The following is a 23,119-nucleotide window of genomic DNA, read 5'->3' on the forward strand; positions in this document are numbered from 1 at the left end:
CGGCGCGCTGATCGTCGATTCATAATCCGGGCGGATCCCCGGCCCGGCGCAGCGCGCCGGGCGTTCGCCGACGGTGCGGCCCATGGGCCGCAAACACCGCCGGCTCACCCGCTACAACGGCAAGCCGGTCGACCCGCAGCAGTACCTGCCGGCGCGTTGAGGTAGTGGGACGGGTGGCGCCGGGCAATGCTCGGCGTTCCCGACCTGTAGCGTCGAGCCGTGCTCGACTCACTGTACGCTGGCCGCCGTGGGTGGCCGTTTGCGACCTTGAGTGGCACATCTCAAGCTTCCAGACAAGCCAGGGAGGCGGCATGCTTCAACGGAACCAGCCTCCCGATCCGGTGCCGCATGTCTCGCCCAATAGCCCTTTTCGCGCTGCTCATCGTCGCGCCGTTGGCGACCGCCGCCAGCGATTCACGTGACGTGGTCACCCGCCTCTACGACGCCATCCAGGCGCCGCAGTCGAACGAAACGGCGATTGCTCCGCTGCTGGGTGATGCCCTCCGCTCAGCCATCGATGCGCAGCGTGCATATGAACAGGCCTGCACCGCACTGGCCGCGCCCGACGAGAAGCCGCACATGCTCGACCAGAGCCCGTATCTGTTGGCGCCGGACCGGCCGGAGACGATAACGGTGGGAGCGCCCGGATCGAGCGGTGACGCCACCTGGGTCCATGTCGACATGGCCGTGGGCGACTATCGCTGGACCGACCGGGTCCTGCTGCAGCGGCAGGGCCCGGACTGGAAAGTCATGGATATCCGCTGGGGGCAGGGTGGCAACCTGATCGGTCGGCTGCAGGCGTTCTCCGCGTTCCGCTGCACACCTTCGGGCAGCTAGTGCCCGGGCGCACCCGGCGGCTCGAACTCAGCCTTCCAGGATGAAGGCGGCCGCGACCTTGCGGCCTTCGCCGGCCAGAATGTTGAAGGTGCGCGCGGCGGCCGGATTGTTCATCACCTCCAGGCCGATGCCACGCGACAGACAGGCGGCCATCACCACCGCGGGCGGGAATACCTGACGGTCTCCCGTGCCGAGCACGATCAGCGCCGGATTCAGCGCCAGGATCGGCTCCAGGTCCGCCAACTGCAGCGCGGCGGCACTTGCCACCGGCCAGTGCGTGACCAGTTGGTCCGGGGTGAGGAAGAAACTGCCGCCCAGCACCTGCTCATTCACCTTGGCCGAGCGGCCATCTGCGGCACGCAGGCTGTAGGCGTAATCCGGCGGTTCGTGGTTCAGCTGCATGACGGTAGGGCGATCAGCCGCGCGGCAGCACGATCTGGCGCTGTTCCTTGCTCGGGCGGTACAGCACGGCGACGTGGCCGATGCGCTGCACCAGCGCGCTTTCGGTGGCTTCGGCGATCTCGCCGATCATCACATCACGGGCGTCGCGATCCTCTGCGGCGACCTTCACCTTGACCAGTTCGTGGCGCTCCAGCACTTCGTTCAGCTCAGCGATGAAGGCTGGGGTCACACCCTTGCCGCCGGTCTGCAGCAGGGCCTTCAGGTCGTGGGCTTGGCCGCGCAGGAAACGGGTCTGGGAGGCGGTCAGGGCGATGGACATGCAGGAAAACACGGTTGAATGGGACGATCAGGGTATCATGAGGACCCCATCAGCCCCTATTTTCAATGGCTACCCGCAGCAAAAGCAGCCAGCGCTGGCTCAAGGAACACTTCTCCGACCCCTTCGTGAAGAAGGCGCAGGCTGAGGGCATGCGCTCGCGCGCCGCCTACAAGCTCGAGGAACTGCTCGAACGTGACCGCCTGCTGAAGCCGCACATGGTGGTGGTCGACCTTGGCGCGGCCCCCGGCGGCTGGTCTCAGCAGGTTCGGAGACAGATCGGGGACACCGGTCGTGTGCTGGCGCTGGACATCCTGGACATGCCGCCGCTGGCCGGCGTGGAGTTCCTTCATGGTGACTTCAGGGAAGAAGCCGTCCTATCGCAGTTTGAAGCCATGCTCGGGGATCAGCCGGTAGACCTTGTGCTGTCGGACATGGCCCCCAATAAGAGTGGTGTAGGTGCGGTCGACCAGCCGCGGATGATGCACCTGGCGGAGCTGGCCCTGGATTTTGCCGACAACCACCTGAAGACCGGTGGGGCGTTCCTGATCAAGCTGTTCCAGGGTGAGGGCTTTGACGACTACGTGCGCGACATGCGCCGCCGGTACGACAAGGTCTCCATCCGCAAGCCTGAGGCGTCGCGCAAGCGCTCTCCCGAGGTGTATGCCTTGGGTCAGGGAAAACGCGCCCACATGAAGTAAGCTCGCAACGTACGCAAGTTCGACCCCAACGCAACGCCAGCACTGAGAGGAACACCGGAGCCAATGAGGATGAACGACTTGACCAAGAACCTCCTGCTATGGGTGGTCGTCGCCGTCGTGCTGATGGTGGTCTTCCAGAGCTTCTCGCCGAAGTCCTCCGGGGCCGGCGCGCAGGGCGCGTCGTACTCGCAGTTCCTGGACCAGGTGGACAGCGGCAACGTGCAGAAGGTCGCCTTCGGCGGCGACATGCGCGGCGGCACCAGCCAGCTGACCTACACCACCCGCGGTGGGCAGTCGTCCACCATCACCGCGCCGTTCGATCGTGACCTGATCAACGTGCTGCGCACCAAGAACGTGGAGATCGTGCAGGAGGAGCCGTCCAGCGGCATCTCCCTGGGCGCGATCCTGATGAATTTCCTGCCGGTCATCCTGATCATCGGCTTCTGGTTGTTCATCATGCGCCAGATGCAGGGCGGTGGCGGCGGTGCCAAGGGCGCGATGTCCTTCGGCAAGTCGCGCGCCAAGCTGCAGGGCGAGGACCAGATCAAGGTCACCTTCGCCGACGTCGCCGGCTGCGACGAGGCCAAGGAAGAAGTGGGCGAGCTGGTCGACTTCCTGCGCGACCCGTCCAAGTTCACCAAGCTGGGCGGCAAGATTCCGCGCGGCGTGCTGATGGTGGGCCCGCCGGGTACCGGCAAGACGCTGCTGGCCAAGGCCATTGCCGGCGAAGCCAAGGTGCCGTTCTTCTCGATCTCCGGTTCGGACTTCGTGGAAATGTTCGTCGGCGTGGGCGCCAGCCGCGTGCGTGACATGTTCGAGCAGGCCAAGAAGCACGCCCCGTGCATCATCTTCATCGACGAAATCGACGCCGTCGGTCGCCATCGTGGCGCCGGCCTGGGCGGCGGTCATGACGAGCGCGAGCAGACCCTGAACCAGCTGCTGGTCGAGATGGACGGTTTTGAAGGCGGCGAAGGCGTGATCGTGATCGCCGCGACCAACCGTCCGGACGTGCTGGATCCGGCGCTGCTGCGTCCGGGCCGTTTCGACCGCCAGGTGGTGGTCGGCCTGCCGGACGTGAAGGGCCGCGAGCACATCCTGAAGGTCCACATGCGCAAGCTGCCGCTGGCCGACGATGTCGAGCCGATGGTGATCGCACGTGGTACCCCGGGCTTCTCCGGCGCCGACCTGGCCAACCTCTGCAACGAGGCGGCCCTGTTCGCCGCGCGCGGCAACGAGAAGGAAGTCCGCATGGACCACTTCGACCGTGCCCGCGACAAGATCCTGATGGGTGCCGAGCGCCGCTCGATGGCCATGAGCGAGGACGAGAAGACCCTGACCGCGTACCACGAAGCGGGTCACGCCATCGTCGGCCGCCTGGTGCCCGAGCACGATCCGGTCTACAAGGTCACCATCATTCCGCGCGGCCGTGCGCTGGGCGTGACGATGTACCTGCCGGAAGGCGACAAGTACTCGATGAACCGCGTGGCGATCCAGTCGCAGCTGTGCTCCCTGTACGGCGGCCGTGTCGCCGAAGAGCTCATCTTCGGCGAGGACAAGGTCACCACCGGCGCCTCCAACGACATCGAGCGCGCAACCAAGATGGCCCGCAACATGGTCACCAAGTGGGGCCTGTCGGAGCAGCTCGGCCCGATCGCCTATGGCGAAGAGGACGACGAGGTGTTCCTGGGGCGTTCGGTCACCCAGCACAAGAGCGTGTCCAACGACACGGCGCGCCGGATCGACGAGGAAGTGCGCAACATCCTCGACAAGGCCTATGCCCGCACCACCCAGCTGTTGACCGAGAACATCGACAAGCTGCATGCGATGTCGCAGTTGCTGCTGCAGTACGAGACCATCGACGCACCGCAGATCGACGCCATCATGGAAGGCCGCGATCCGCCGCCGCCGGCGGGCTGGAGCAAGTCGAACAAGGACGGTGGCAACGACAAGGGCGGCGACGCCCGCCCGCTGCCGCCGATCGCAGGCCCGGCCGAATCGCATTGACGGCCCGCTGCACGTAACACCAGACGAGGCCGGGGAAACCCGGCCTTGTCGTTTCCGGGCCTTCGGCCCCTTCCGAACCGAACTGATGCTGGAGCCTGCATGTCCGCCCCGAAGCCCGAACCGATTTCCCACACCGCCGAAATGATCATCGCCACCGTGGTCGGCGTGGGCGTAGGGCTGGGCGCCGACAACCTGCTGCTGGGCTGCGTGGTGGGTATCGGTGTCGGCATCGTGCTGAGCATCGCCAGAACCCTGTACGTGGACCGCAAGCGCCGCCGCCGTTGAGGGGTGTCCGCAGGGCTGCGCCCTGCACCCGCGGTAGTGCCGGCCGCTGGCCGGCAACCTCAGCAGCAACAGCAACAGCTGCATTCCGCGATTTGGTGGGGCGGTGTCGGAGGGCGGGGACGCCGTGAACCCATCCATGGGGACTTGGCAGCCGCATCCATGCGGCTGACACCCCGCCCTCCGACACCGCCCCACCTCTGACAGATTCCTGCTGCTGTTGGCAGGTGTCGACCTTGGTCAACACGGTAGATCCACGCCATGCGTGGATGAATCTCTGTCAGATATCGAATCAATTCGGGGTCAGATCCGTTTTCCGTAGGAAAACGGATCTGACCCCACGCTATTCCGACAGATCGCGAGAAACTGTCGAAGGCGGGGTGGGTCCGGTTGCGGGAGTGTCCGCGGCATGGATGCCGCGGCCAAGCCCCCAAGGACGGGTTTACGGCGTCTCCCGTAACCGGACCCACCCCGCCATCCCTCAGTACACCTGCTGTTGCTTCGGCTGTTGCTTCGGCTGTTGCTGTAGCCCGGGCCTCTGCGGGTGCAGGGCGCCGCCCTGCCGAACTAAACTACCCGCCGTCGTCCCTGCAGGATTGCCCATGTTCGATACCTCGCCCCAGCTCGATTGCGCCGGCCGCATCCTGCGCCTCGACCGTGCCCGGGTCATGGGCATCGTCAACGTCACCCCGGACTCCTTCTCCGATGGCGGTGCGCACGACACCACCGAGGCCGCGGTCGCACATGGCCTCAAGCTGGTCGAGGAGGGCGCGGACCTGCTGGACATCGGCGGCGAATCGACCCGGCCGGGCGCTGCGCCGGTATCGGTCGAGGAGGAGCTGCGCCGGGTGATTCCGGTGATCGAGCAGCTGGCCGCACGCACCCGGGTGCCGATCAGCATCGACACCTTCAAACCGGAGGTGATGCGCGCGGCGGTGGCCGCTGGCGCCGGCATGATCAACGACATCTTCGGCCTGCGTCAGGAGGGGGCGCTGGACGCCGCCGCTGAAACCGGCGTGCCGGTGGTGCTGATGCACATGCAGGGCGAGCCGGGCCACATGCAGGCCGATCCGCACTACGACGACGTGGTCGCCGAGGTGCATGGTTTCCTGGTGCAGCGCCTGTTCGCTGCCGAGATGGCGGGCATCGCGAAGAAGAACCTGCTGATCGACCTTGGTTTTGGCTTCGGCAAGAGCACCGCCCACAACATGACCCTGCTGGCGCGTTCGGAGCGCTTCCTGGAACTGGGGGTGCCGGTGCTGGCCGGCCTGTCACGCAAGCGCAGCCTGGGAGAACTCACTGGCCGCGACACGCCCTCCGAACGCGTGGCGGCTTCGGTGGCCGCGCACCTGATCGCGGTCCAACGTGGCGCGCGCATCGTGCGCGTGCATGACGTGGCGGCCACCGTCGATGCGCTGAAGATCTGGCAGGCAGTGGAGGCCGTGCCGACGCCGCGTGCCGACGCTGCGCCGACGATCCTCTGGCCGGACGAAGACTGATGGGCGTCGATCGGCGGCCGCTGGCGATCGCCGTGATGGGGCCGACCGCCAGTGGCAAGACCGCCACCGCAATCGCTTTGGCACAGCAACTGGACGGCGAAATCGTCAGCGTCGATTCGGCGCTGGTATACCGCCACCTGGACATCGGCTCGGCCAAGCCTGATGCGGCCGAGCGTGCACAGGCGCCGCACCATCTGCTGGACCTGCGCGATCCCTGGCAGACCTATTCGGCGGCCGAGTTCGCCGCCGATGCCGGCCGGGTCGTGGCCGACATCGTGGCACGCGGCAAAACGCCGATCCTGGCAGGTGGCACGGGGCTGTACTTCCGGGCCCTGCTGCAGGGCCTGTCGCCGATGCCGGAGGCCGACCCGGTGATGCGCGAAGCACTCAGCACCGAGGCGGCCGAGCGGGGCTGGGCGGCATTGCACGCAGAGCTGGCCGAGGTCGATCCGGCCGCCGCCGCACGCATCCATGCCACCGACCCGCAACGCATCCAGCGGGCACTGGAGGTCTATCGCCTGACCGGCACGCCCATCACTGAATGGCAGCGCCGTCCGGGCGTGGCGCCGCTGCCGGTGCGCACCCTCAAGCTGATCCTGGCCCCGCGTGACCGCGCGGTACTGCACCAGCGCATCGAGGCGCGCTTCGACACCATGCTGGCGCAGGGCTTCCTGGACGAAGTGCGGGCACTGCGCGCGATGCCGGAAATGGCCGCCGTGGAGGCCCCGTTGGACCTGCCGGCGGTGCGTGCGGTCGGCTATCGCCAGGCCTGGGAGTACCTGGACGGGGAGGGTGATGCCGCCCGTTTCCGTGACAAGGCGATCTTCGCCACCCGCCAGCTGGCCAAGCGCCAGCTGACGTGGCTGCGCGGCGAGCTTGATGCGCGCTGGTTCGACCCCCATATCGACCAGGAGCGCCTTGCCGGCGCGGTGTCGGCCTTCGTCGCACGCTGAACCCCCGCCAGCCGTGTAACATCATCGGTCGGCGGGCGGCTCGGGGGCCGTGGCAACCGTCGGCAACCCAATAAGAACAATAATCAGGAGTGTGCAATGTCCAAGGGGCAATCGCTGCAGGATCCTTTCTTGAACGCACTGCGGCGCGAGCGCGTGCCGGTTTCGGTGTACCTGGTGAACGGCATCAAGCTGCAGGGCACGATCGAGTCGTTCGACCAGTTCGTGGTCCTGCTGCGCAACACGGTCAGTCAGATGGTCTACAAGCACGCCATTTCCACGGTGGTTCCGGCACGCAACGTGAAGGTCGGTCCGGGCGGTGGTTACGTGCAGTCGGGTGAAGGTGGTCAGGCAGGTGATGAAGCAGACGAGTAATACCGGAGCGGTGAATGTTTGACCGCTCGAAAAAGGGCGAACACGCCCTGTTGATCCAGCCCCATTTCGGCAAGCTGGAAGACGATGTGCTGGAAGAGTTCGGTGATCTGGCCCGCTCGGCTGGGGCCAGCATCGCCGCGACGATCACCGCGCGCCTGGACCGTCCGAATCCGTCAACCCTGATCGGCAGCGGCAAGCTGGACGAGATCAAGGCCGCGGCCGATGCCAGTGGCGCCGACCTGATCCTGGTCAACCATGCGCTGAGCCCGGGTCAGGAGCGCAACCTGGAACGCTTCCTCGAGCGCCGGGTGATCGACCGCACCGGTCTGATCCTGGACATCTTTGCCCAGCGTGCACACAGCCACGAGGGCAAGCTGCAGGTCGAGCTGGCGCAGCTGCGTCACCTGGCTACGCGATTGGTTCGCGGCTGGACCCACCTGGAGCGCCAGCGCGGCGGTTCGATCGGCCTGCGTGGCCCGGGTGAAACCCAGCTGGAAACCGACCGCCGCCTGTTGCAGAAGCGGGTCGAGCAGCTGCAGAAGCGCCTGGAGAAGGTTGAAGTGCAGCGCACCCAGATGCGCCGTGCGCGTGTGCGCAGCGAGCTGCCGCGCGTGGCCCTGGTGGGCTACACCAACGCCGGCAAATCGACCCTGTTCAACGCCATGACCGGCGCCGAGGCCTATGCCGCCGACCAGCTGTTCGCCACGCTGGACCCGACCGTGCGCCGCATCGCGGTCCCGGGCGGCAGCGTGGTGCTGGCCGACACCGTCGGTTTCGTCCGCGACCTGCCGCATGATCTGGTCGCCGCGTTCCGCTCGACGCTGTCCGAGGCACGCGAGGCCGATTTCCTGCTGCATGTGGTCGACGCCGCCGATCCGCACCGCGAGGAGCGCATCGCCCAGGTGGACGAGGTGCTGACCGCGGTCGGTGCCGGTGACCTGCCGCAGCTGCTGGTGTTCAACAAGATCGACCGCATCGACGGTGCCGACGTCCGCCACGATGGCCAGGATGGCGTGCCCGACGAGTCGCGTCGTGAACGTGTCTGGATTTCCGCGCGTGACGGGCAGGGCCTTGAGCTGCTGCAGGCAGTGCTGGGCAAGCGCCTGGGCCTGCAGCACGTGACCGGTGAATTGCGCCTGCCGCCGGATGCCGGCCGCCTGCGTGCGCGCCTGCACCAGCTGGAAGTGATCCGCAGCGAACAGGCCGATGAAGAGGGCTGGCTGCTGCAGGTGGACCTGCCGATTGCCGAAGCCGAGAAGCTGGCCGCCAGTGCCGATGGCGCGCCGATCCGGGCGCTGTTGCCGGAGAAACTGCCGGAGTGGTGAGCTAGCGGCCCATGGCTGGTAGTGCCGGCCGCTGGCCGGCAACGCAATCGTGCCGGAGGGGCGCGACATCCGGCTGTCATCTGCGGTACAACGGGGTTCTTCACCCCACCGTCATGCCGATGTCCATCCCCACCGACGCCGATCTCAATGCCCAGTCCGCCGCGCTCGGGCAGCGCCTGCAACAGGCCTCGCTGCAGCTGGTCACGGCCGAAAGCTGCAGTGGCGGCTGGATCGCCAAGTGCATGACCGACATCGCCGGTTCTTCGGCGTTCTTCGACTGCGGCATGGTGGTCTACAGCTATGAAGCCAAGCAGCGCCTGCTGGGCGTGCGTGCGCAGACGCTGGAACAGTTCGGCGCGGTCAGTCGCGAAACCGTTCTGGAGATGGTGTCCGGTGCGCTGGTCAATTCCGGTGCCGGCATCGCCGTGGCGGTGACCGGTATCGCCGGCCCCGGCGGTGGCAGTCCGGACAAGCCAGTCGGCAGTGTCTGGATCGGCTGGAAGCGCCGCGGTGGCTACGCCCGCGCCGAGCTGTTCCAGTTCGATGGCGACCGCGAAGCCATCCGCCGGCAAACCGTGGCGGCGGCATTGCGCGGTATCGACGCCCAGCTGTGACATGCTGCTCCGGTAACCGTCCGGAGCACGCATGATGTGGGAAACGCTGGGCACGGTCCGTGACCTGGGCCGACTGCAGGAAATCGCCGTTGTCCTGATCCGCTACGGCTTCGGCGACGTGGTTCGGCGCATCGGCCTGGCCAGCACGCTGGAGCGGGCAGGGCGCCTGTTGCACTGGAACGAGGACCGGCAGGAGCTGCTGCGGATGACCGCACCGGTGCGCGTGCGCAGTGCGATGCAGGATCTTGGCCCGACCTTCGTCAAGCTTGGCCAGGTGCTGGCAACACGCGTCGACCTGTTGCCGCCGGAGTGGATTGCCGAGCTGTCCGAACTGCAGAACGCGGTGCCGGCCCTGCCGTACGCCGAGATCCGCGGGCAGCTCGAAGCCGACCTGGGCGCGTCGCCGGCGGAGGTATTCGCCTTCCTTGACGAAACCCCGATGGCCGCCGCCTCGCTGGCGCAGGCCCATCGCGCCCGGCTGCATGATGGTCGTGAGGTGGTGCTGAAGGTGCGGCGTCCCGGCATCCGCGACGTGGTCGAGGCCGACCTGCGGCTGCTGGCGCGGCTGGCCGAGATCGTCGAGGCCCGGTTGCCGGACCTGCGTCGCTATCGCCCGGCCGAGGTCGTGCAGCAGTTCACCGTATCGCTGCGCCGTGAGCTGGATTTTGCCGCCGAATGCCGCAATGCCGAACGCATCGCCCGCAACTTCAGCGGCCGTGACGACATACTGATTCCGAAGGTGCACTGGCAGTGGACCTGCGAGAGCCTGAACGTGCAGGACTTCGTCGACGGCATTCCCGGCCGCGATCTGGCCGGCGTCGATGCGGCGGGCCTGGACCGGCGCGAGCTGGCGCGGCGTGGCGCCGGCATCGTACTGAAGATGGTGCTGGAGGACGGCAGCTTCCACGCCGATCCACACCCCGGCAACATCATCTACCTGCGTGACGGCCGCATCGGCGTGATCGATTTCGGCATGGTCGGCGCGCTGTCCGAAGTGCGCCGCTTCCAGGTCGCGCAACTGCTGCACGGCCTGGTCGAGCAGGACCCGCAGGGCGTGGCGGACGTGCTGCTGGACTGGGCCGGCGGCGTGGAAGTGGACGAGAACCGGCTGCAGCACGACATCAGCCAGTTCGTCGACCAGTACCGTGGCGTGCCGCTGAAGGATCTGCGCATCGGCCTGATGCTGGGCGACATCACCCAGCTGCTGCGCAGCTACAGCCTGACCCTGCCGGCCGACCTGGCACTGATGATCAAGGCCTTCCTGACCCTGGAAGGCATGGGCCGGCAGCTGGATCCGGATTTCGACATGGCCAGCGCCGCCCGCCCGTTCCTGGAGCGTGTGGTGCTGCAGCGTTATGCGCCCAGGGCGCTGCTCAAGCGCGGCCGGCGCAGCCTGTTGGGCCTGGTCGACTTCGCCGGCGAGTTGCCGCGCGACCTGCGCAAGCTGGTCCAGGCAGCGCGCCGTGGGCGCCTCCAGCTGAAGGTGGAGACCACCGCGCTGCAGGGCTTTGGCGAGCAGGTGAACCGGGCCGCGAACCGACTGGTGGTGGGCGTGATCACGGCCGCGCTGATCATCGGCTCGTCGATCGTGATGCACAGCGTCGGCGGGGTTTCCAGCCGCTGGTTGCTGGCGCTGGGCGTGTGCGGATTCATCGGCGCCGGCTTCTGCGGCGTATGGATCCTGGTTTCGATATGGAGAAGCGGCAAGCACACGTAGGCAGGTGCACGAAGTGCGCCTGTTGCGGTTCCACAGGAACCGCAGAATCGCGCAGCGATTCCTGTAGAGCCGAGCCATGCTCGGCTGCTCTTGCCTGGGTCGGCCCCGTCATTCGCGCGACTGCCGAGCATGCCTCGGCCCAACAAGCCCGCACCACCCCGATCGCCCCGGCACTTGCAGTCGCGCATATTAGTAGTAATACTACTAACCATGGACCTGACCGACACCCAGCAGGCGATCCTGCAGTTGATCGCCGAGCGTATCGAGAGCGAAGGCGCACCGCCGTCGCAGACTGAAATCGCACGCGCATTCGGCTTCAAGGGCGTGCGCGCGGCCCAGTACCACCTGGAAGCCCTGGAGCAGGCCGGTGCGATCCGTCGCATCCCGGGTCAGGCCCGCGGCATCCGCCTGGTGCAGGCACCGCCGGTCGAGAAGCTGGCCGAGCCGGGCCTGGCCGACAGCGTGCTGCGGCTGCCGGTGCTGGGCCGGGTTGCGGCCGGCCTGCCGATCGGTGCCGACATCGGCTCGGACGATTTCGTGGTGCTGGACCGGGTGTTCTTCTCGCCGGCGCCGGACTACCTGCTGAAGGTGCAGGGCGACTCGATGATCGATGAGGGCATCTTCGACGGTGACCTGATCGGCGTGCACCGCACCCGCGACGCCCATTCCGGGCAGATCGTGGTGGCCCGCATCGATGACGAGATCACGGTCAAGCTGCTGAAGATCGCCAAGGATCGCATCCGCCTGCTGCCGCGCAATCCCGACTACAAGCCGATCGAGGTGCTGCCGGATCAGGACTTCGCGATCGAGGGCCTCTATTGCGGCCTGTTGCGGCCCAACCGTTGACCCGTTCCGTAGCGCATTACCCCGCGGTCTTTTGTGGCGATTCTCTGGTTCCACTGAGGTTGGTACGGATGTCCGATAATTCTTTTCAGAGCGCCGGGCAGAATCTCAGCCTGTGCGATACGTCCGACTTAAAGTGAGCCCATGGCAAAGAAGACCCCCAAAGACAGCACCTCCAACGACACGACCTCTGCAAGGACCAATCCGATGGACGAGAACAAGAAGCGCGCCCTCGCTGCAGCTCTGGGCCAGATCGAAAAGCAGTTCGGCAAGGGCTCGGTGATGCGCATGGGCGACCGCGTGGTCGAGCCCGTCGAAGCCATCCCGACCGGTTCGCTGATGCTCGACATCGCGCTGGGCATTGGTGGTTTGCCAAAGGGCCGTGTCGTTGAGATCTACGGGCCGGAATCCTCGGGCAAGACCACCTTGACCCTGCAGGCCATCGCCGAATGCCAGAAGATGGGCGGCACCGCGGCCTTCATCGACGCCGAGCACGCGCTGGACCCGATCTACGCCGCCAAGCTGGGCGTGAACGTGGACGACCTGCTGCTGTCGCAGCCGGACACCGGTGAGCAGGCGCTGGAAATCGCCGACATGCTGGTCCGTTCGGGTTCGGTGGACATCCTGGTGATCGACTCGGTTGCCGCGCTGACCCCGAAGGCCGAAATCGAAGGCGAGATGGGCGACCAGCTGCCAGGCCTGCAGGCCCGCCTGATGAGCCAGGCGCTGCGCAAGCTGACCGGCAACATCAAGCGCTCCAACACCCTGGTGATCTTCATCAACCAGCTGCGCATGAAGATCGGCGTGATGATGCCGGGCCAGAGCCCGGAAACCACCACCGGTGGCAACGCGCTCAAGTTCTACGCCTCGGTCCGCCTGGACATCCGCCGTATCGGCGCGATCAAGAAGGGTGACGAGATCATCGGTAACCAGACCAAGATCAAGGTCGTCAAAAACAAGCTGGCACCTCCGTTCAAGCAGGTCATCACCGAAATCCTGTATGGCGAAGGCATCAGCCGTGAAGGCGAGCTGATCGACATGGGTGTGGATGCCAAGCTGGTGGAGAAGGCTGGCGCCTGGTACAGCTACGGTGAAGAACGCATTGGCCAGGGCAAGGACAACGCCCGCGGCTACCTGCGCGACAACCCGACTGTCGCCGCCAAGCTCGAGGCCGAGCTGCGCGAGAAATTCCAGCCGGCCGAAGCGGCCCGCGAGGAAGGCGACGACGAAGGCGAAGACGAATAAGGCTTGCTGTGGGGCAGGGTGGCGCCGTCAGTGACGTCGCCCTGTCCCGCAGGTTTGAATCGCCCAGGGATGGGCTGGGCGCCACGGATGGCGCCACCCTTGGAGTACCCATGTCCGACGCCGAAGACATTCCGACCGGCCGCAAGCGCCGGCCGCGTGAGCAGACCCCCGTGCAACGGGCGTTGGGCCTGCTGGTCCGCCGCGAGCACTCGCGCAAGGAACTCACCCGCAAGCTGACCTCCCGTGGCATCGAAGACGAAGCCGCGCAGGCCGCTGTCGCCAAGTTGACCGAGGCCGGCTGGCAGGACGACACCCGTTTTGCCGAGAACCTGGTGAGGATGCGCGCCAACACCGGTTATGGGCCGATCCATGTCCGCGCCGAGCTGGGGACCCATGGCCTGGACAGTGCCGCGATTGCCGCAGCGATGGACAGCTACGAAGGCGACTGGCAGGAAAACGCCCGTGATCTGGTCCGCCGACGCTTTGGCGAGGCCGGCCCGCAGGACCTGACGCAGCGGCGCAAGGCTGCCGATCTGCTGGCCCGGCGGGGCTTCGACGGCGACAGCATCCGCCGCGCGACCCGCTACGACCCGGATGACTGAGACTGGCGGCGCCGGGCCTGATACCCTTTAGGTTTTCGGCGGTCCCTCGCGACCCTGGCCAACGCGGCCGGTGGTCCGGGTCCGCCGGCCCGCAGACTGCCAGCCCCCAATGAACGCATCCGCCAAATTCACGACATCCCAGATCCGCAGCGACTTCCTTGAGTTCTTCAAGGGTAAAGGCCACACCATCGTGCCGTCGGCGCCGCTGGTGCCGGGCAATGATCCGACCCTGCTGTTCACCAACTCCGGCATGGTGCAGTTCAAGGACGTGTTCCTTGGCGCGGAAAAGCGCAGCTACGTGCGCGCGGCCGACGTGCAGCGCTGCCTGCGCGCGGGCGGCAAGCACAACGACCTCGACCAGGTCGGCTACACCGCGCGCCACCACACCTTCTTCGAAATGCTGGGCAACTGGTCGTTCGGCGACTACTTCAAGAAGGACGCGATCGCCTGGGCCTGGGAGCTGCTGACCCAGGTCTGGAAGCTGCCGGCCGAACGCCTGCTGGTCACCGTGTACCAGACCGACGACGAAGCCTACGAACTGTGGCGCGACATGGTCGGCGTTCCGGAAGAGCGCATCGTACGCATCGGTGACAACAAGGGCGCGCCGTTCGCTTCGGATAACTTCTGGCAGATGGCCGACACCGGCCCGTGCGGCCCGTGCACCGAGATCTTCTACGACCACGGTGATCATATTGCCGGTGGTCCCCCGGGTTCCCCGGACGAAGACGGCGACCGTTTCATCGAGATCTGGAACCTGGTGTTCATGCAGTTCGACCGCCAGCCCGACGGCACCCTGGTGCCGCTGCCGGCGCCGTGCGTGGATACCGGCATGGGCCTGGAGCGCCTGGCGGCGATCCTGCAGCACGTGCACACCAACTATGAGATCGACCTGTTCCAGGCGCTGATCCGCAAGGCTTCCGAGCTGACCGGCACCGCCGACCTGGAGAACAAGTCGCTGCGCGTGATTGCCGACCACATCCGTGCCTGTTCGTTCCTGATCGTCGATGGCGTGCTGCCGTCCAACGAAGGCCGCGGTTACGTGCTGCGCCGTATCATCCGCCGCGCCCTGCGCCATGGCTGGATGCTGGGTGTGCGCCAGCCGTTCTTCAGCAAGCTGGTGCCGACCCTGGTCGAGCAGATGGGCGAGGCCTATCCAGAGCTGCCGGCGGCGGTGGACACCGTCACCCGTGCGCTGCAGGCCGAAGAAGAGCGTTTCGCCGAAACCCTCGACGCCGGCATGAAGATCTTCGAGGACGTGGCCGGCAAGGCCAGCAATGGCGTGATCCCGGGCGTTGACGCGTTCCGCCTGTACGACACTTATGGCTTCCCGCTCGACCTGACCCAGGACATTGCCCGCGAGCGCGACCTGACCGTCGACATCGCCGGCTTCGATGCCGCGATGGAACAGCAGCGCGAAACCGCACGGGCGGCCGGCAAGTTCGGCGGCGGCGTGACCCTGCCGGCCGAGCTGGTGGCAACGCTGAGCCCGACCCTGTTCCTGGGCTATGACCGCCTGCAGGCCGACGGCCTGAGCGTGCTGGCCCTGCTCAAGGACGGTCGTCCGGTGCAGTCGGCCGATGCCGGTGATTCGGTCATCGTCATCACCAACCAGACCCCGTTCTATGCCGAATCCGGCGGCCAGGTCGGTGACACCGGCGTGCTGGCCGGCAACGGCGTGCGCCTGGCGGTGGAGGACACCCAGAAGTTCGCCGGCCAGTTCCATGGCCACGTCGGCACCTTGTCCGAAGGCGGCCTGAAGGTCGGCGATGTGCTGTCCGGCCAGGTCGATGGCGAGCGCCGTGGCGCCACCATCCTCAACCACTCGGCCACCCACCTGCTGCACGCCGCGCTGCGCGAAGTGCTGGGCACCCACGTGCAGCAGAAGGGCTCGCTGGTCGCGCCGGACCGCCTGCGTTTCGACTTCTCGCACTTCCAGCCGATCAGCGCGGAAGAGCTGGCGGTGATCGAGCGCAAGGTCAACCAGCAGGTGCGTGCCAACAACGCCGCTGAAGTGCACACCATGGCCATGCAGGAAGCGCTGGACTTCGGCGCGATGGCCCTGTTCGGCGAGAAGTACGGTGAGCACGTGCGCGTGCTGAAGATGGGTGACTACTCCACCGAGCTGTGCGGTGGCACCCACGTCAACCGTACCGGCGACATCGGTCTGTTCAAGATCACCTCCGAGGGCGGTGTTTCCGCCGGCGTGCGCCGCATCGAGGCGGTTACCGGCCAGGGCGCCTTGGACTACGTGGACGCCGAAGAGGCCCGCCTGGCCGAGGCCGCTGAACTGCTCGGTGGCAGCGCTGCCGACGTGGTCGAGAAGATCCGTGCCCTCGGCCAGCGCCAGAAGCAGCTGGAACGCGAACTGGAGGCCGTGAAGGCCAAGGTCGCGGCCGGTGCCACGGCCGACCTGTCCGGTCAGGCCGTCGAGGTCGCCGGCGTGAAGGTGCTGGCTGCCCGCCTGGAGGGCTTCGACGCCAAGGCCCTGCGTGACGCCATGGACCGCCTGAAGCAGCAGCTGGGCGACGCGGTGATCGTGCTGGCCGGTGCCCAGGACGGCAAGGCCGCCCTGGTCGCGGGTGTGAACGGCAGCGCAATGGGCAAAGTCAAGGCCGGGGAACTGTTGTCCCATATCGCCGGTCAGATCGGGGGCAAGGGCGGCGGACGCCCGGACCTCGCCCAGGGTGGTGGCGAGGACGGGCCCGCCCTTGCCACTGCGCTGGCTGCAGTCGTCGAATGGGTCAGCCCCCGCCTGTGATGAACCCTGCCGTCCCCCTCCTTGTAGGAGCGGGACGGCTGACGGTACCATTGCGAATCTTTTCCCTTTGTCGTGGTAGCGCTTCTTGACGGAGCGTCAAGCCGGTGGGGGATACCCTTCCACACGGTTCCATGGAGACTTACAAAAATGTTGATCCTGACTCGCCGCGTCGGCGAAACCCTGATGATCGGTGACTCGGTGAGCGTCACCGTGCTTGGCGTCAAGGGTAACCAGGTGCGTATCGGCATCACTGCGCCGAAGGACGTCGCTGTGCATCGCGAAGAGATCTACCAGCGCATCCAGCGTGGTGATGAAGCCGGTGGCACCGGTAGCGAAAATTCTGCCGAATAACGCTTTACCTTCGCACTCGATTAACGTTATGATTCACGCCCCGCTGAGGTGCAACGCACCAGATGCGGAGAATACCCCGGAGTGATGCCCGAGTGGCCGAAGGGGCTCCCCTGCTAAGGGAGTATAGGGTCAAAAGCTCTATCGAGGGTTCGAATCCCTCTCACTCCGCCAGATACAAAGAAGCGCTTGCAGATCCTCGATCTGCAGGCGTCTTTCTTTATGGCCGGCCTTCAGAGCCGTATCGTCACGCCGACCTGGAAGCCCCGCCCCGGCAGGGGCGCGATGTACTTCAGCGGCGAGTTGTGCGGCCGCGCTTCTTCATTGAGCAGGTTGCTGCCATTGACGAACACTTCCACGCCTGCGATGTAGCTGTTGCGCACTGGAAGTTCGCGGCTGACCTGCAGGTCGACCAGGTTGAATGCGTCGAGCGGAATTTCCTCACTGACATTGCGACCCAGGTACTTCTGCGCGTCGTAGTAGGTGCTGGACAGTTGTGCCTTCCAGCCTTCGCGCTGCCACTGCAGGTTGGCGCCGTAGCGGTTGGTCGGCATGTTCGGCAGATACTCGCCGTCGTTGTGGGCGCGCAGCGAATCCGGGTGGTCGGCCTTGTTCTTCACCAGGTCGGCGAAGGCGGAGACGTTCAACGTGCCATAGCGGCCCAGGTCCAATGCCTGCGACGCGTCGATCTCGAAGCCCTTCACCGTGGTGTCGGTCTGCTTCCAGTACTTCAGCGGCAGGCGGTTGGCGGTCTGCAGGCCGGAATAGCCGAGATAGAGGTAGTTCTCGTACCGCATCCGGTACGCGGTGGCGGACAGCTCGAAACCGCCGAGGTGGAACAGGCCGGTCAGTTCCAGGTTCTTCGCGCGCTCCGGTTCCAGGTTCTGGTTGCCTTCTTCCTGTGTCATCACGGAATAGTGCGCGTTGCTGGCATACAGCTCGTTGATCTCCGGGGCGCGCTGTGAGGATGAGTAACGGACCTTGGCCGCGAACAAGGGGCCGAGCTCGACGTACGAGCCGAGGCTGTAGCTGTTGAGCCGGTAGTCGCGGTCCTGCAGTTTCGTGTTGGCGGCATTGCGCGCGGTCTTGAAGCGGCTGGGCTGTAGTGCGTGGTCGACCCGTTCGTGGCGTACGCCAGCATCGAAGGTAACCCAGCCGACGTCCACCGTTTCCTTCAGGAATACCGCATTGCTGCGGGTGTCCACGTCCGGCAGGTAGCGCTGCGAGCCGCTGCCGCTGACATCACGCGACTGGTGGCTGAAACCGATCAGGCCGCTGAGCGGGCCGACGCGTTGATGGCTGAGCAGCAACTCGGCCTGGGTGCTCTCGAAATCGTAGTCGTTTGCCCTGGTGGTACCCAGCCGCTCGCCTGAAGTGTTGTCCAGCCTGGACACGCGGAGTTCCGCGCGCTCGAACCACGGCAGCGGATCACGCAGCAGGGCTTCCAGCGCGTAGCGCTGCTGCTTGATCACCACGCCCACCGGCAGGCCATCGGCATGGTTGGAACCGAACGACAGGTTCTGCATCGAGAAGCCCGGCACGCCGTACTCGCTGTCCTTGGCATCGACGCTGACACCGACGTAGCCGCGGTCAAAGAACAGGGTCGAGCCGAAGGCCACCTGCGCGTTGCGCGCATGGCTGTTGCCCAGCCGATGATGGTAGTCGGGCGTCACATCATTGTTGATCTGCTTCTGCACGTATGACGGCGTGCCGGCGACATAGGCAGGATTGACCGGGTTGATATAGGTGCGGCGCTGCCAGACCGAGGTCGGATTGTTGGTGTAGAACGAGAAGTCACCATCGGCCCAGTCAGGATTCTCGGTCATGAACTGGTCGATGTAAGGCTGCGAGGCCTTGTTGTAGATCTGCTGTACGCGTGCTTCCTTCTGGCAGCTGTCGGCCAGCGCCGAGTTGACGCCGCCGGTCGGCGGGAACAGTCGGGTGTTGCAGACACGGGCCTTGCTGTTGCCGGGGATGTCGTAGTGCGAGATGCGCTGGCGCGAGACCTGCAGGTTGGTCGAGAGGTTGCGCTGGTTGTTGAAGTTCATGCGGAAGCCCTGCGCATCGGCGGCATTGAAGCCCTTGCGCAGGACCAGTTCCATCGACTGGTCCTTGTCTTCCATGCTGCGCGAGATCAGGCCCGAATCGATCTCCACGCTGCCGCCGATCGCATTGCCGCCATAGCGCACCGTGTCCGAGGACTTGTTGACGGTGACGCTGCGCACGAACAGTGGATCGAACGGAATGTTGATGTCGCCGCTGATCGCGTTCATGCCGAGGATGGACTGGCCGTCCTGCAGGATCTGCACGCGGTTGCCACTGAGGCTGCGGATGACCGGGGCGCCCGCGTTCGGCCCGAAAGCACTGTTCTGCACGCCGGAGACGTGTTCGAGCAGGCCGCCGAGGGTGCGGTTCTGCGCCTGCGGATTGTCGACGGTGACCCGGCTGTCGATGCGCGAGGGCTGGGAGGCCTGGACCTGGAGGGTGGGGAGGGTGGATTCGTCCGCGGCCTGGGCGGTGTGGACGGCGAACAGAATGGCAGCAGCAAGCAGGTGGCGACGCATGGCAGGACTCGTGAAGGCGAAGTGAAATGTTATAACGTAACTCTTTGTATCGGCAAGGACGGATGAGACCTTGCCGCCAGACCGAAATCGCGGGGGCGCGAATGAGGTTGCCGCGTGTTCAGCGCCCCGCCTTGCGCCGGGCGCCGATGCTGTGCACGATCCGAGGCGCTGCGCCCCACAACGCGTCACGCAGAATCTTCTTCACTGGAACGGAGCAACGTATGAAGCTGTTGTCCGCTGTGTTGTTGTCTGCGCTTTCACTCCCCGCCGTTCCGGCGCTGGCAGTGGAGACTTCGCCTTCCCCACTGCTGGGGCGCTGGTCGCTGGATATCGCCACGTCTGCGCTACCCGAAGCGCAGCGCCCGAAGCACGTGGTGCTCGAGTTCAAGGACGCCGGTGGTGGCCGCTGGAGCTCGCACGTGGACATCGTCCTGCACGACGGCAAGACCATGAAATCCGACGGCACGCTGGCCCTGGATGGCACGCCCGGCGCCCTGTCCGGCACCTATGGCGCGGACAAGGCCAACCTGAAACTGCCTGCACCGAACACGCTGGTGATGCAGCTGGTGGACCATGGCACGCCGGCCTCCACCCGCATCTACACCGTGGCGGATGACCAGGCGACGATGACCGAGACCAAGGCGTTCTACGGTCGTGACGGTACGCCGATCCTGCAGACCAACCTGTTCAAGCGCATGCCGTAGCGATGCTGCATTCACCACGCCCGCAGGGCAGGCGTGGTGAATGCAACGGCCCTACACGGCGGCGGCCGGATCGCGCTTGCCGGTGTCGATGCCGTACTTGTCGATCGCGTCCTGCATCCGCGAGCGTTCGATGCGGCCTTCGTCGGCCAGCGACTTCAGGGCCGCCAGTACGATGAAGTGGCGATCCACTTCGAAGAACGTGCGCAGCGATTCACGCGTGTCGGAGCGGCCGAAGCCATCGGTGCCCAATGCGGTGAAGCGGCGGTCGTTGATGAAGGGACGGATCTGGTCGCCGACGATCTTCATGTAGTCGGTGGCCACCACCACCGGGCCTTCATGACCCTGCAGGCATTGCTGCACGTAGGGCACGCGCGGTTCTTCGGCCGGATGCAGCAGGTTCCAGCGCTCGGCGGACAGCCCGTCGCGGCGCAGTTCGGTCAGGCTGGTCGCGCTCCACACATCGCTGGCGATGCCGAAGTCCTGCAGCAGCAGGTCGGCCGCGGCTTCCACCTCGCGCAGGATCGCGCCGCTGCCCATCAGCTGCACGCGCGGCTGCGAGGCGTTGTCGGTGGCTGCTGGACGCAGCAGGTACAGGCCCTTCAGGATGCCGGCCTCGGCGCCTTCGGGCAGTGCCGGCTGCGGGTAGTTCTCGTTGAGCACGGTGATGTAGTAGTAGATGTCTTCCTGCTCGACATACATGCGGCGCAGGCCGTCGTGGATGATCACCGCCAGCTCGTAGTTGTAGGTCGGGTCGTAGGACACGCAGCTGGGGATCACCGACGACAGCACGTGGCTGTGGCCGTCGTCGTGCTGCAGGCCTTCGCCCATCAGCGTGGTGCGGCCCGACGTGGCGCCGAGCAGGAAGCCGCGCGTACGCGCGTCGGCAGCGGCCCAGGCCAGGTCGCCGACGCGCTGCAGGCCGAACATCGAATAGAAGATGTAGAACGGGATCGTGGCCAGGCCATGGTTGCTGTAGGCGGTGCCGGCGGCAATCCACGAGCAGATCGCTCCGGATTCGTTGATGCCTTCCTGCAGGATCTGGCCGTCCTTGGCTTCCTTGTAATAGCTCAGCTGGCCGGCATCCTGCGGCGTGTACAGCTGGCCCAGATAGGAGTGGATGCCGATCTGGCGGAACAGGCCTTCCATGCCGAAGGTGCGCGATTCATCGGGCACGATCGGAATCACCAGCTTGCCCAGATCCGGGTCCTTCAGCAGGCTGGTGAGGATGCGCACGAAGCCCATGGTGGTGGACTGGCCGCGATCGCCACTGCCCTGCAGCTGGGTGTTGAAGATCGACAGCGGCGGCAGCGGCAGCGGATCCACCTTGGCCAGGCGCGCCGGCAGCTGCCCACCCTGGATGCGGCGGCGTTCGGCGAAGTAGGCGGCCTCGGCGCTGCCCGGTTCCGGGCGCAGATAGGGCATCTCCTCCAGCTGCTCGTCGCTGACCGGCAGGTTGAAGCGGTCGCGGAAGGCGCGTACTGCATCGGCGCTCATCTTCTTCAGCTGGTGGTTGATGTTCTGGCCTTCGCCGGCTTCGCCCATGCCGAAACCCTTGACCGTCTTGGCCAGGATCACCGTCGGCCGGCCGCGGGTGTTCACCGCCTGCTGGTAGGCGGCGTACACCTTCTGCGGATCGTGGCCGCCACGTGCCAGCGCCCAGATGTCGTCGTCGCTCATGTGCGCGACCAGCTCCAGCAGCTCGGGGTAACGGCCGAAGAAATGCTCGCGCACGTAAGCACCGCTCTGCGACTTGAAGGTCTGGTAGTCGCCATCCACGCATTCCATCATGCGCTGGCGCAGCAGGCCGCTGTGGTCGCGGGCCAGCAGGTCGTCCCAGCCACTGCCCCAGATCAGCTTGATCACGTTCCAGCCGGCCGCGCGGAACGTGCCTTCCAGTTCCTGGATGACCTTGGCGTTGCCGCGCACCGGACCGTCCAGGCGCTGCAGGTTGCAGTTGACCACGAACACGATGTTGTCCAGCCGCTCGCGGCCGGCCAGCGAAATCGCCGCCAGCGATTCGGGCTGGTCCATCTCGCCGTCGCCGAGGAAGGCCCAGACCTTGCGGTCCTGGTGCTGCTTCAGGCCGCGGTACTCGAGGTAACGCATGTAGCGCGCCTGGTAGGCGGCGGTCAGCGGGCCCAACCCCATCGACACGGTGGGGAACTGCCAGAACTCCGGCATCAGGCGCGGGTGTGGATACGAAGACAGGCCGTCACGACCGGCTTCGCGGCGGAAGTTGTCCATCCGTGCCGGATCGATGCGCCCTTCCACGTACGCACGGCCATAGATGCCCGGCGCGGAATGGCCCTGGATGTAGATCATGTCGCCGTCGAAGGTGTCGGTACGGCCACGGAAGAAGTGGTCGAAGCCCACGTCGTACAGCACCGCCGCCGACTGGTAGGTGGCGATGTGGCCGCCGACGTTGGAGTGCTTGCCGGCGCGCAGCACCATCACCATCGCATTCCAGCGGATCATCGCGTTCAGGCGGCGCTCGATGGCCAGGTCGCCCGGGTAGGCCGGCTGGCGCTCCGGCGGGATGGTGTTGACGTAGGCGGTCCACGCGCGCGCATGCAGATCGCCGTGCCGCTGCGCATCCAGCTCGCTGAGCTGGTCGATCAGGTAATGCGCGCGTGGCCGGCCACCGGCCTGCATCACCGCCTCCAGTGATTCCCGCCACTCCCGCGTTTCCAGCGGGTCGGTATCGAAGGGGGTCAGGGCTTGGTTCATGAGTGTCTCCAGAGGGCGCCGGCTCTGCCTGGGCGACAACACCGGCAGGGCGCACAGCACTGGAGCGGGGTCGCAATGGCGGGGCCGTGACGCGAAGGGCGACCGTCGCGGCCACCGGGGAGGCAAGCGTAGGCCCGGCCCCGCGGCTTCGATAGGCGGGCCCGGCTTGGGTCTCTGGCAAGCAAGGGTTGGCACGGTGCGCCGTATCATGGGCGAATGTGCCGGGCGGAGAGTGCCTGGCATGGCCGCCTGCTGCAACGCCACTGTCATCGATGGCCGTCACCCTGCGGGGCTTTCCAGCCTCGG

The 23,119-nt window shown here is 66.2% G+C and carries 20 protein-coding genes and 1 tRNA gene; 17 read left to right on the forward strand and 4 right to left on the reverse strand.

Translation table 11 applies throughout. From position 1 onward, the window contains the following. Positions 1–348: 348 nt before the first annotated feature. Positions 349–837 (forward strand): hypothetical protein, encoded by a 489-nt coding sequence (locus AC5P7F_RS20915; protein ID WP_164077620.1) that lies wholly within the window; start codon positions 349–351, stop codon positions 835–837. A 27-nt stretch (positions 838–864) separates the two neighbouring features. Here AC5P7F_RS20915 and AC5P7F_RS20920 read toward each other — a convergent pair whose 3' ends face one another. After that, the gene (locus AC5P7F_RS20920) at positions 865–1,239 is read right to left on the reverse strand and encodes an Mth938-like domain-containing protein (protein ID WP_111205683.1); all 375 of its coding nucleotides are present in this window, start codon (positions 1,237–1,239) and stop codon (positions 865–867) included. Between the two features lie 13 nt (positions 1,240–1,252). Then, the gene (gene yhbY, locus AC5P7F_RS20925) at positions 1,253–1,558 is read right to left on the reverse strand and encodes a ribosome assembly RNA-binding protein YhbY (protein ID WP_481462536.1); all 306 of its coding nucleotides are present in this window, start codon (positions 1,556–1,558) and stop codon (positions 1,253–1,255) included. A 65-nt stretch (positions 1,559–1,623) separates the two neighbouring features. On the opposite strand from yhbY, the gene rlmE reads away from it, so the two are divergent. The 15 genes from rlmE to AC5P7F_RS21000 all read left to right on the forward strand — a co-directional run bounded on the left by rlmE (position 1,624) and on the right by AC5P7F_RS21000 (position 16,992). Then, entirely contained in the window at positions 1,624–2,256 is a 633-nt protein-coding gene (gene rlmE, locus AC5P7F_RS20930) for a 23S rRNA (uridine(2552)-2'-O)-methyltransferase RlmE (protein WP_005409014.1), read from the forward strand. A gap of 69 nt (positions 2,257–2,325) precedes the next feature. Beyond that, complete coding sequence (gene ftsH, locus AC5P7F_RS20935) at positions 2,326–4,260, forward strand: ATP-dependent zinc metalloprotease FtsH (protein ID WP_005409015.1); 1,935 nt, start codon at positions 2,326–2,328, stop codon at positions 4,258–4,260. A gap of 99 nt (positions 4,261–4,359) precedes the next feature. Next, the gene (locus AC5P7F_RS20940) at positions 4,360–4,545 is read left to right on the forward strand and encodes a hypothetical protein (RefSeq protein ID WP_014646713.1); all 186 of its coding nucleotides are present in this window, start codon (positions 4,360–4,362) and stop codon (positions 4,543–4,545) included. 599 nt (positions 4,546–5,144) lie between these two features. Beyond that, positions 5,145–6,041 carry a dihydropteroate synthase gene (folP, locus tag AC5P7F_RS20945; RefSeq protein ID WP_164077748.1) on the forward strand — a complete coding sequence of 299 codons (897 nt, stop codon included), beginning with the start codon at positions 5,145–5,147 and terminating at the stop codon, positions 6,039–6,041. Then, positions 6,041–6,994: a tRNA (adenosine(37)-N6)-dimethylallyltransferase MiaA gene (gene miaA / locus AC5P7F_RS20950; RefSeq protein WP_014646715.1), complete on the forward strand. Its 954-nt coding sequence runs from the start codon at positions 6,041–6,043 to the stop codon at positions 6,992–6,994. The genes folP and miaA overlap by 1 nt, the downstream gene beginning before the upstream one ends. 96 nt (positions 6,995–7,090) lie before the next feature. Beyond that, complete coding sequence (gene hfq / locus AC5P7F_RS20955; protein ID WP_004152891.1) at positions 7,091–7,366, forward strand: RNA chaperone Hfq; 276 nt, start codon at positions 7,091–7,093, stop codon at positions 7,364–7,366. 14 nt (positions 7,367–7,380) lie between these two features. Further along, positions 7,381–8,691, forward strand: coding sequence for a ribosome rescue GTPase HflX (gene hflX / locus AC5P7F_RS20960; protein WP_049405705.1), 1,311 nt, complete (start codon positions 7,381–7,383; stop codon positions 8,689–8,691). Between the two features lie 119 nt (positions 8,692–8,810). Further along, positions 8,811–9,305 (forward strand): CinA family protein, encoded by a 495-nt coding sequence (locus AC5P7F_RS20965; RefSeq protein ID WP_005409020.1) that lies wholly within the window; start codon positions 8,811–8,813, stop codon positions 9,303–9,305. 34 nt (positions 9,306–9,339) lie between these two features. Further along, the gene (ubiB, locus tag AC5P7F_RS20970; protein ID WP_032962195.1) at positions 9,340–11,022 is read left to right on the forward strand and encodes a 2-polyprenylphenol 6-hydroxylase; all 1,683 of its coding nucleotides are present in this window, start codon (positions 9,340–9,342) and stop codon (positions 11,020–11,022) included. 210 nt (positions 11,023–11,232) lie between these two features. Beyond that, entirely contained in the window at positions 11,233–11,868 is a 636-nt protein-coding gene (gene lexA, locus AC5P7F_RS20975) for a transcriptional repressor LexA (protein WP_032962190.1), read from the forward strand. A gap of 204 nt (positions 11,869–12,072) precedes the next feature. Further along, positions 12,073–13,110 (forward strand): recombinase RecA, encoded by a 1,038-nt coding sequence (recA, locus tag AC5P7F_RS20980; protein ID WP_005412937.1) that lies wholly within the window; start codon positions 12,073–12,075, stop codon positions 13,108–13,110. Positions 13,111–13,220: 110 nt separating this feature from the next. After that, positions 13,221–13,712, forward strand: coding sequence for a recombination regulator RecX (recX, locus tag AC5P7F_RS20985; RefSeq protein WP_046429917.1), 492 nt, complete (start codon positions 13,221–13,223; stop codon positions 13,710–13,712). Positions 13,713–13,821: 109 nt separating this feature from the next. Further along, complete coding sequence (alaS, locus tag AC5P7F_RS20990; RefSeq protein WP_014646721.1) at positions 13,822–16,470, forward strand: alanine--tRNA ligase; 2,649 nt, start codon at positions 13,822–13,824, stop codon at positions 16,468–16,470. Positions 16,471–16,617: 147 nt separating this feature from the next. Next, entirely contained in the window at positions 16,618–16,821 is a 204-nt protein-coding gene (gene csrA / locus AC5P7F_RS20995; protein ID WP_004152909.1) for a carbon storage regulator CsrA, read from the forward strand. A gap of 78 nt (positions 16,822–16,899) precedes the next feature. Then, positions 16,900–16,992 (forward strand) — tRNA-Ser (locus tag AC5P7F_RS21000). A 59-nt stretch (positions 16,993–17,051) separates the two neighbouring features. Here the strand turns inward: AC5P7F_RS21000 and AC5P7F_RS21005 are convergent. Next, complete coding sequence (locus AC5P7F_RS21005; protein WP_164077749.1) at positions 17,052–19,382, reverse strand: TonB-dependent receptor domain-containing protein; 2,331 nt, start codon at positions 19,380–19,382, stop codon at positions 17,052–17,054. A gap of 221 nt (positions 19,383–19,603) precedes the next feature. Here AC5P7F_RS21005 and AC5P7F_RS21010 point away from each other — a divergent pair, with 221 nt between their 5' ends. Further along, on the forward strand, positions 19,604–20,086 hold the full coding sequence (locus AC5P7F_RS21010; protein ID WP_164077750.1) for a LuxR family transcriptional regulator: 483 nt from the start codon (positions 19,604–19,606) through the stop codon (positions 20,084–20,086). A gap of 51 nt (positions 20,087–20,137) precedes the next feature. Here the strand turns inward: AC5P7F_RS21010 and aceE are convergent, their stop codons facing one another. After that, on the reverse strand, positions 20,138–22,813 hold the full coding sequence (gene aceE, locus AC5P7F_RS21015) for a pyruvate dehydrogenase (acetyl-transferring), homodimeric type (protein ID WP_164077751.1): 2,676 nt from the start codon (positions 22,811–22,813) through the stop codon (positions 20,138–20,140). Between the last annotated feature and the right edge of the window lie 306 nt (positions 22,814–23,119).

The organism is Stenotrophomonas sp. YJH_SMC_105-26, from assembly GCF_059368915.1.

What these genes read in the sequence shown, in the direction of transcription:
- AC5P7F_RS21005 (WP_164077749.1), bottom strand. Translation starts at nt 19,382, where the DNA reads ATGCGTCGCCACCTGCTTGCTGCTGCCATTCTGTTCGCCGTCCACACC.
- alaS (WP_014646721.1), top strand. Translation starts at nt 13,822, where the DNA reads ATGAACGCATCCGCCAAATTCACGACATCCCAGATCCGCAGCGACTTC.
- recX (WP_046429917.1), top strand. Translation starts at nt 13,221, where the DNA reads ATGTCCGACGCCGAAGACATTCCGACCGGCCGCAAGCGCCGGCCGCGT.
- ftsH (WP_005409015.1), top strand. Translation starts at nt 2,326, where the DNA reads ATGAACGACTTGACCAAGAACCTCCTGCTATGGGTGGTCGTCGCCGTC.
- AC5P7F_RS20940 (WP_014646713.1), top strand. Translation starts at nt 4,360, where the DNA reads ATGTCCGCCCCGAAGCCCGAACCGATTTCCCACACCGCCGAAATGATC.
- AC5P7F_RS20965 (WP_005409020.1), top strand. Translation starts at nt 8,811, where the DNA reads ATGTCCATCCCCACCGACGCCGATCTCAATGCCCAGTCCGCCGCGCTC.
- lexA (WP_032962190.1), top strand. Translation starts at nt 11,233, where the DNA reads ATGGACCTGACCGACACCCAGCAGGCGATCCTGCAGTTGATCGCCGAG.
- csrA (WP_004152909.1), top strand. Translation starts at nt 16,618, where the DNA reads ATGTTGATCCTGACTCGCCGCGTCGGCGAAACCCTGATGATCGGTGAC.
- folP (WP_164077748.1), top strand. Translation starts at nt 5,145, where the DNA reads ATGTTCGATACCTCGCCCCAGCTCGATTGCGCCGGCCGCATCCTGCGC.
- aceE (WP_164077751.1), bottom strand. Translation starts at nt 22,813, where the DNA reads ATGAACCAAGCCCTGACCCCCTTCGATACCGACCCGCTGGAAACGCGG.
- hflX (WP_049405705.1), top strand. Translation starts at nt 7,381, where the DNA reads ATGTTTGACCGCTCGAAAAAGGGCGAACACGCCCTGTTGATCCAGCCC.
- AC5P7F_RS20915 (WP_164077620.1), top strand. Translation starts at nt 349, where the DNA reads ATGTCTCGCCCAATAGCCCTTTTCGCGCTGCTCATCGTCGCGCCGTTG.
- rlmE (WP_005409014.1), top strand. Translation starts at nt 1,624, where the DNA reads ATGGCTACCCGCAGCAAAAGCAGCCAGCGCTGGCTCAAGGAACACTTC.
- recA (WP_005412937.1), top strand. Translation starts at nt 12,073, where the DNA reads ATGGACGAGAACAAGAAGCGCGCCCTCGCTGCAGCTCTGGGCCAGATC.
- hfq (WP_004152891.1), top strand. Translation starts at nt 7,091, where the DNA reads ATGTCCAAGGGGCAATCGCTGCAGGATCCTTTCTTGAACGCACTGCGG.
- ubiB (WP_032962195.1), top strand. Translation starts at nt 9,340, where the DNA reads ATGTGGGAAACGCTGGGCACGGTCCGTGACCTGGGCCGACTGCAGGAA.
- AC5P7F_RS20920 (WP_111205683.1), bottom strand. Translation starts at nt 1,239, where the DNA reads ATGCAGCTGAACCACGAACCGCCGGATTACGCCTACAGCCTGCGTGCC.
- yhbY (WP_481462536.1), bottom strand. Translation starts at nt 1,558, where the DNA reads ATGTCCATCGCCCTGACCGCCTCCCAGACCCGTTTCCTGCGCGGCCAA.
- miaA (WP_014646715.1), top strand. Translation starts at nt 6,041, where the DNA reads ATGGGCGTCGATCGGCGGCCGCTGGCGATCGCCGTGATGGGGCCGACC.
- AC5P7F_RS21010 (WP_164077750.1), top strand. Translation starts at nt 19,604, where the DNA reads ATGAAGCTGTTGTCCGCTGTGTTGTTGTCTGCGCTTTCACTCCCCGCC.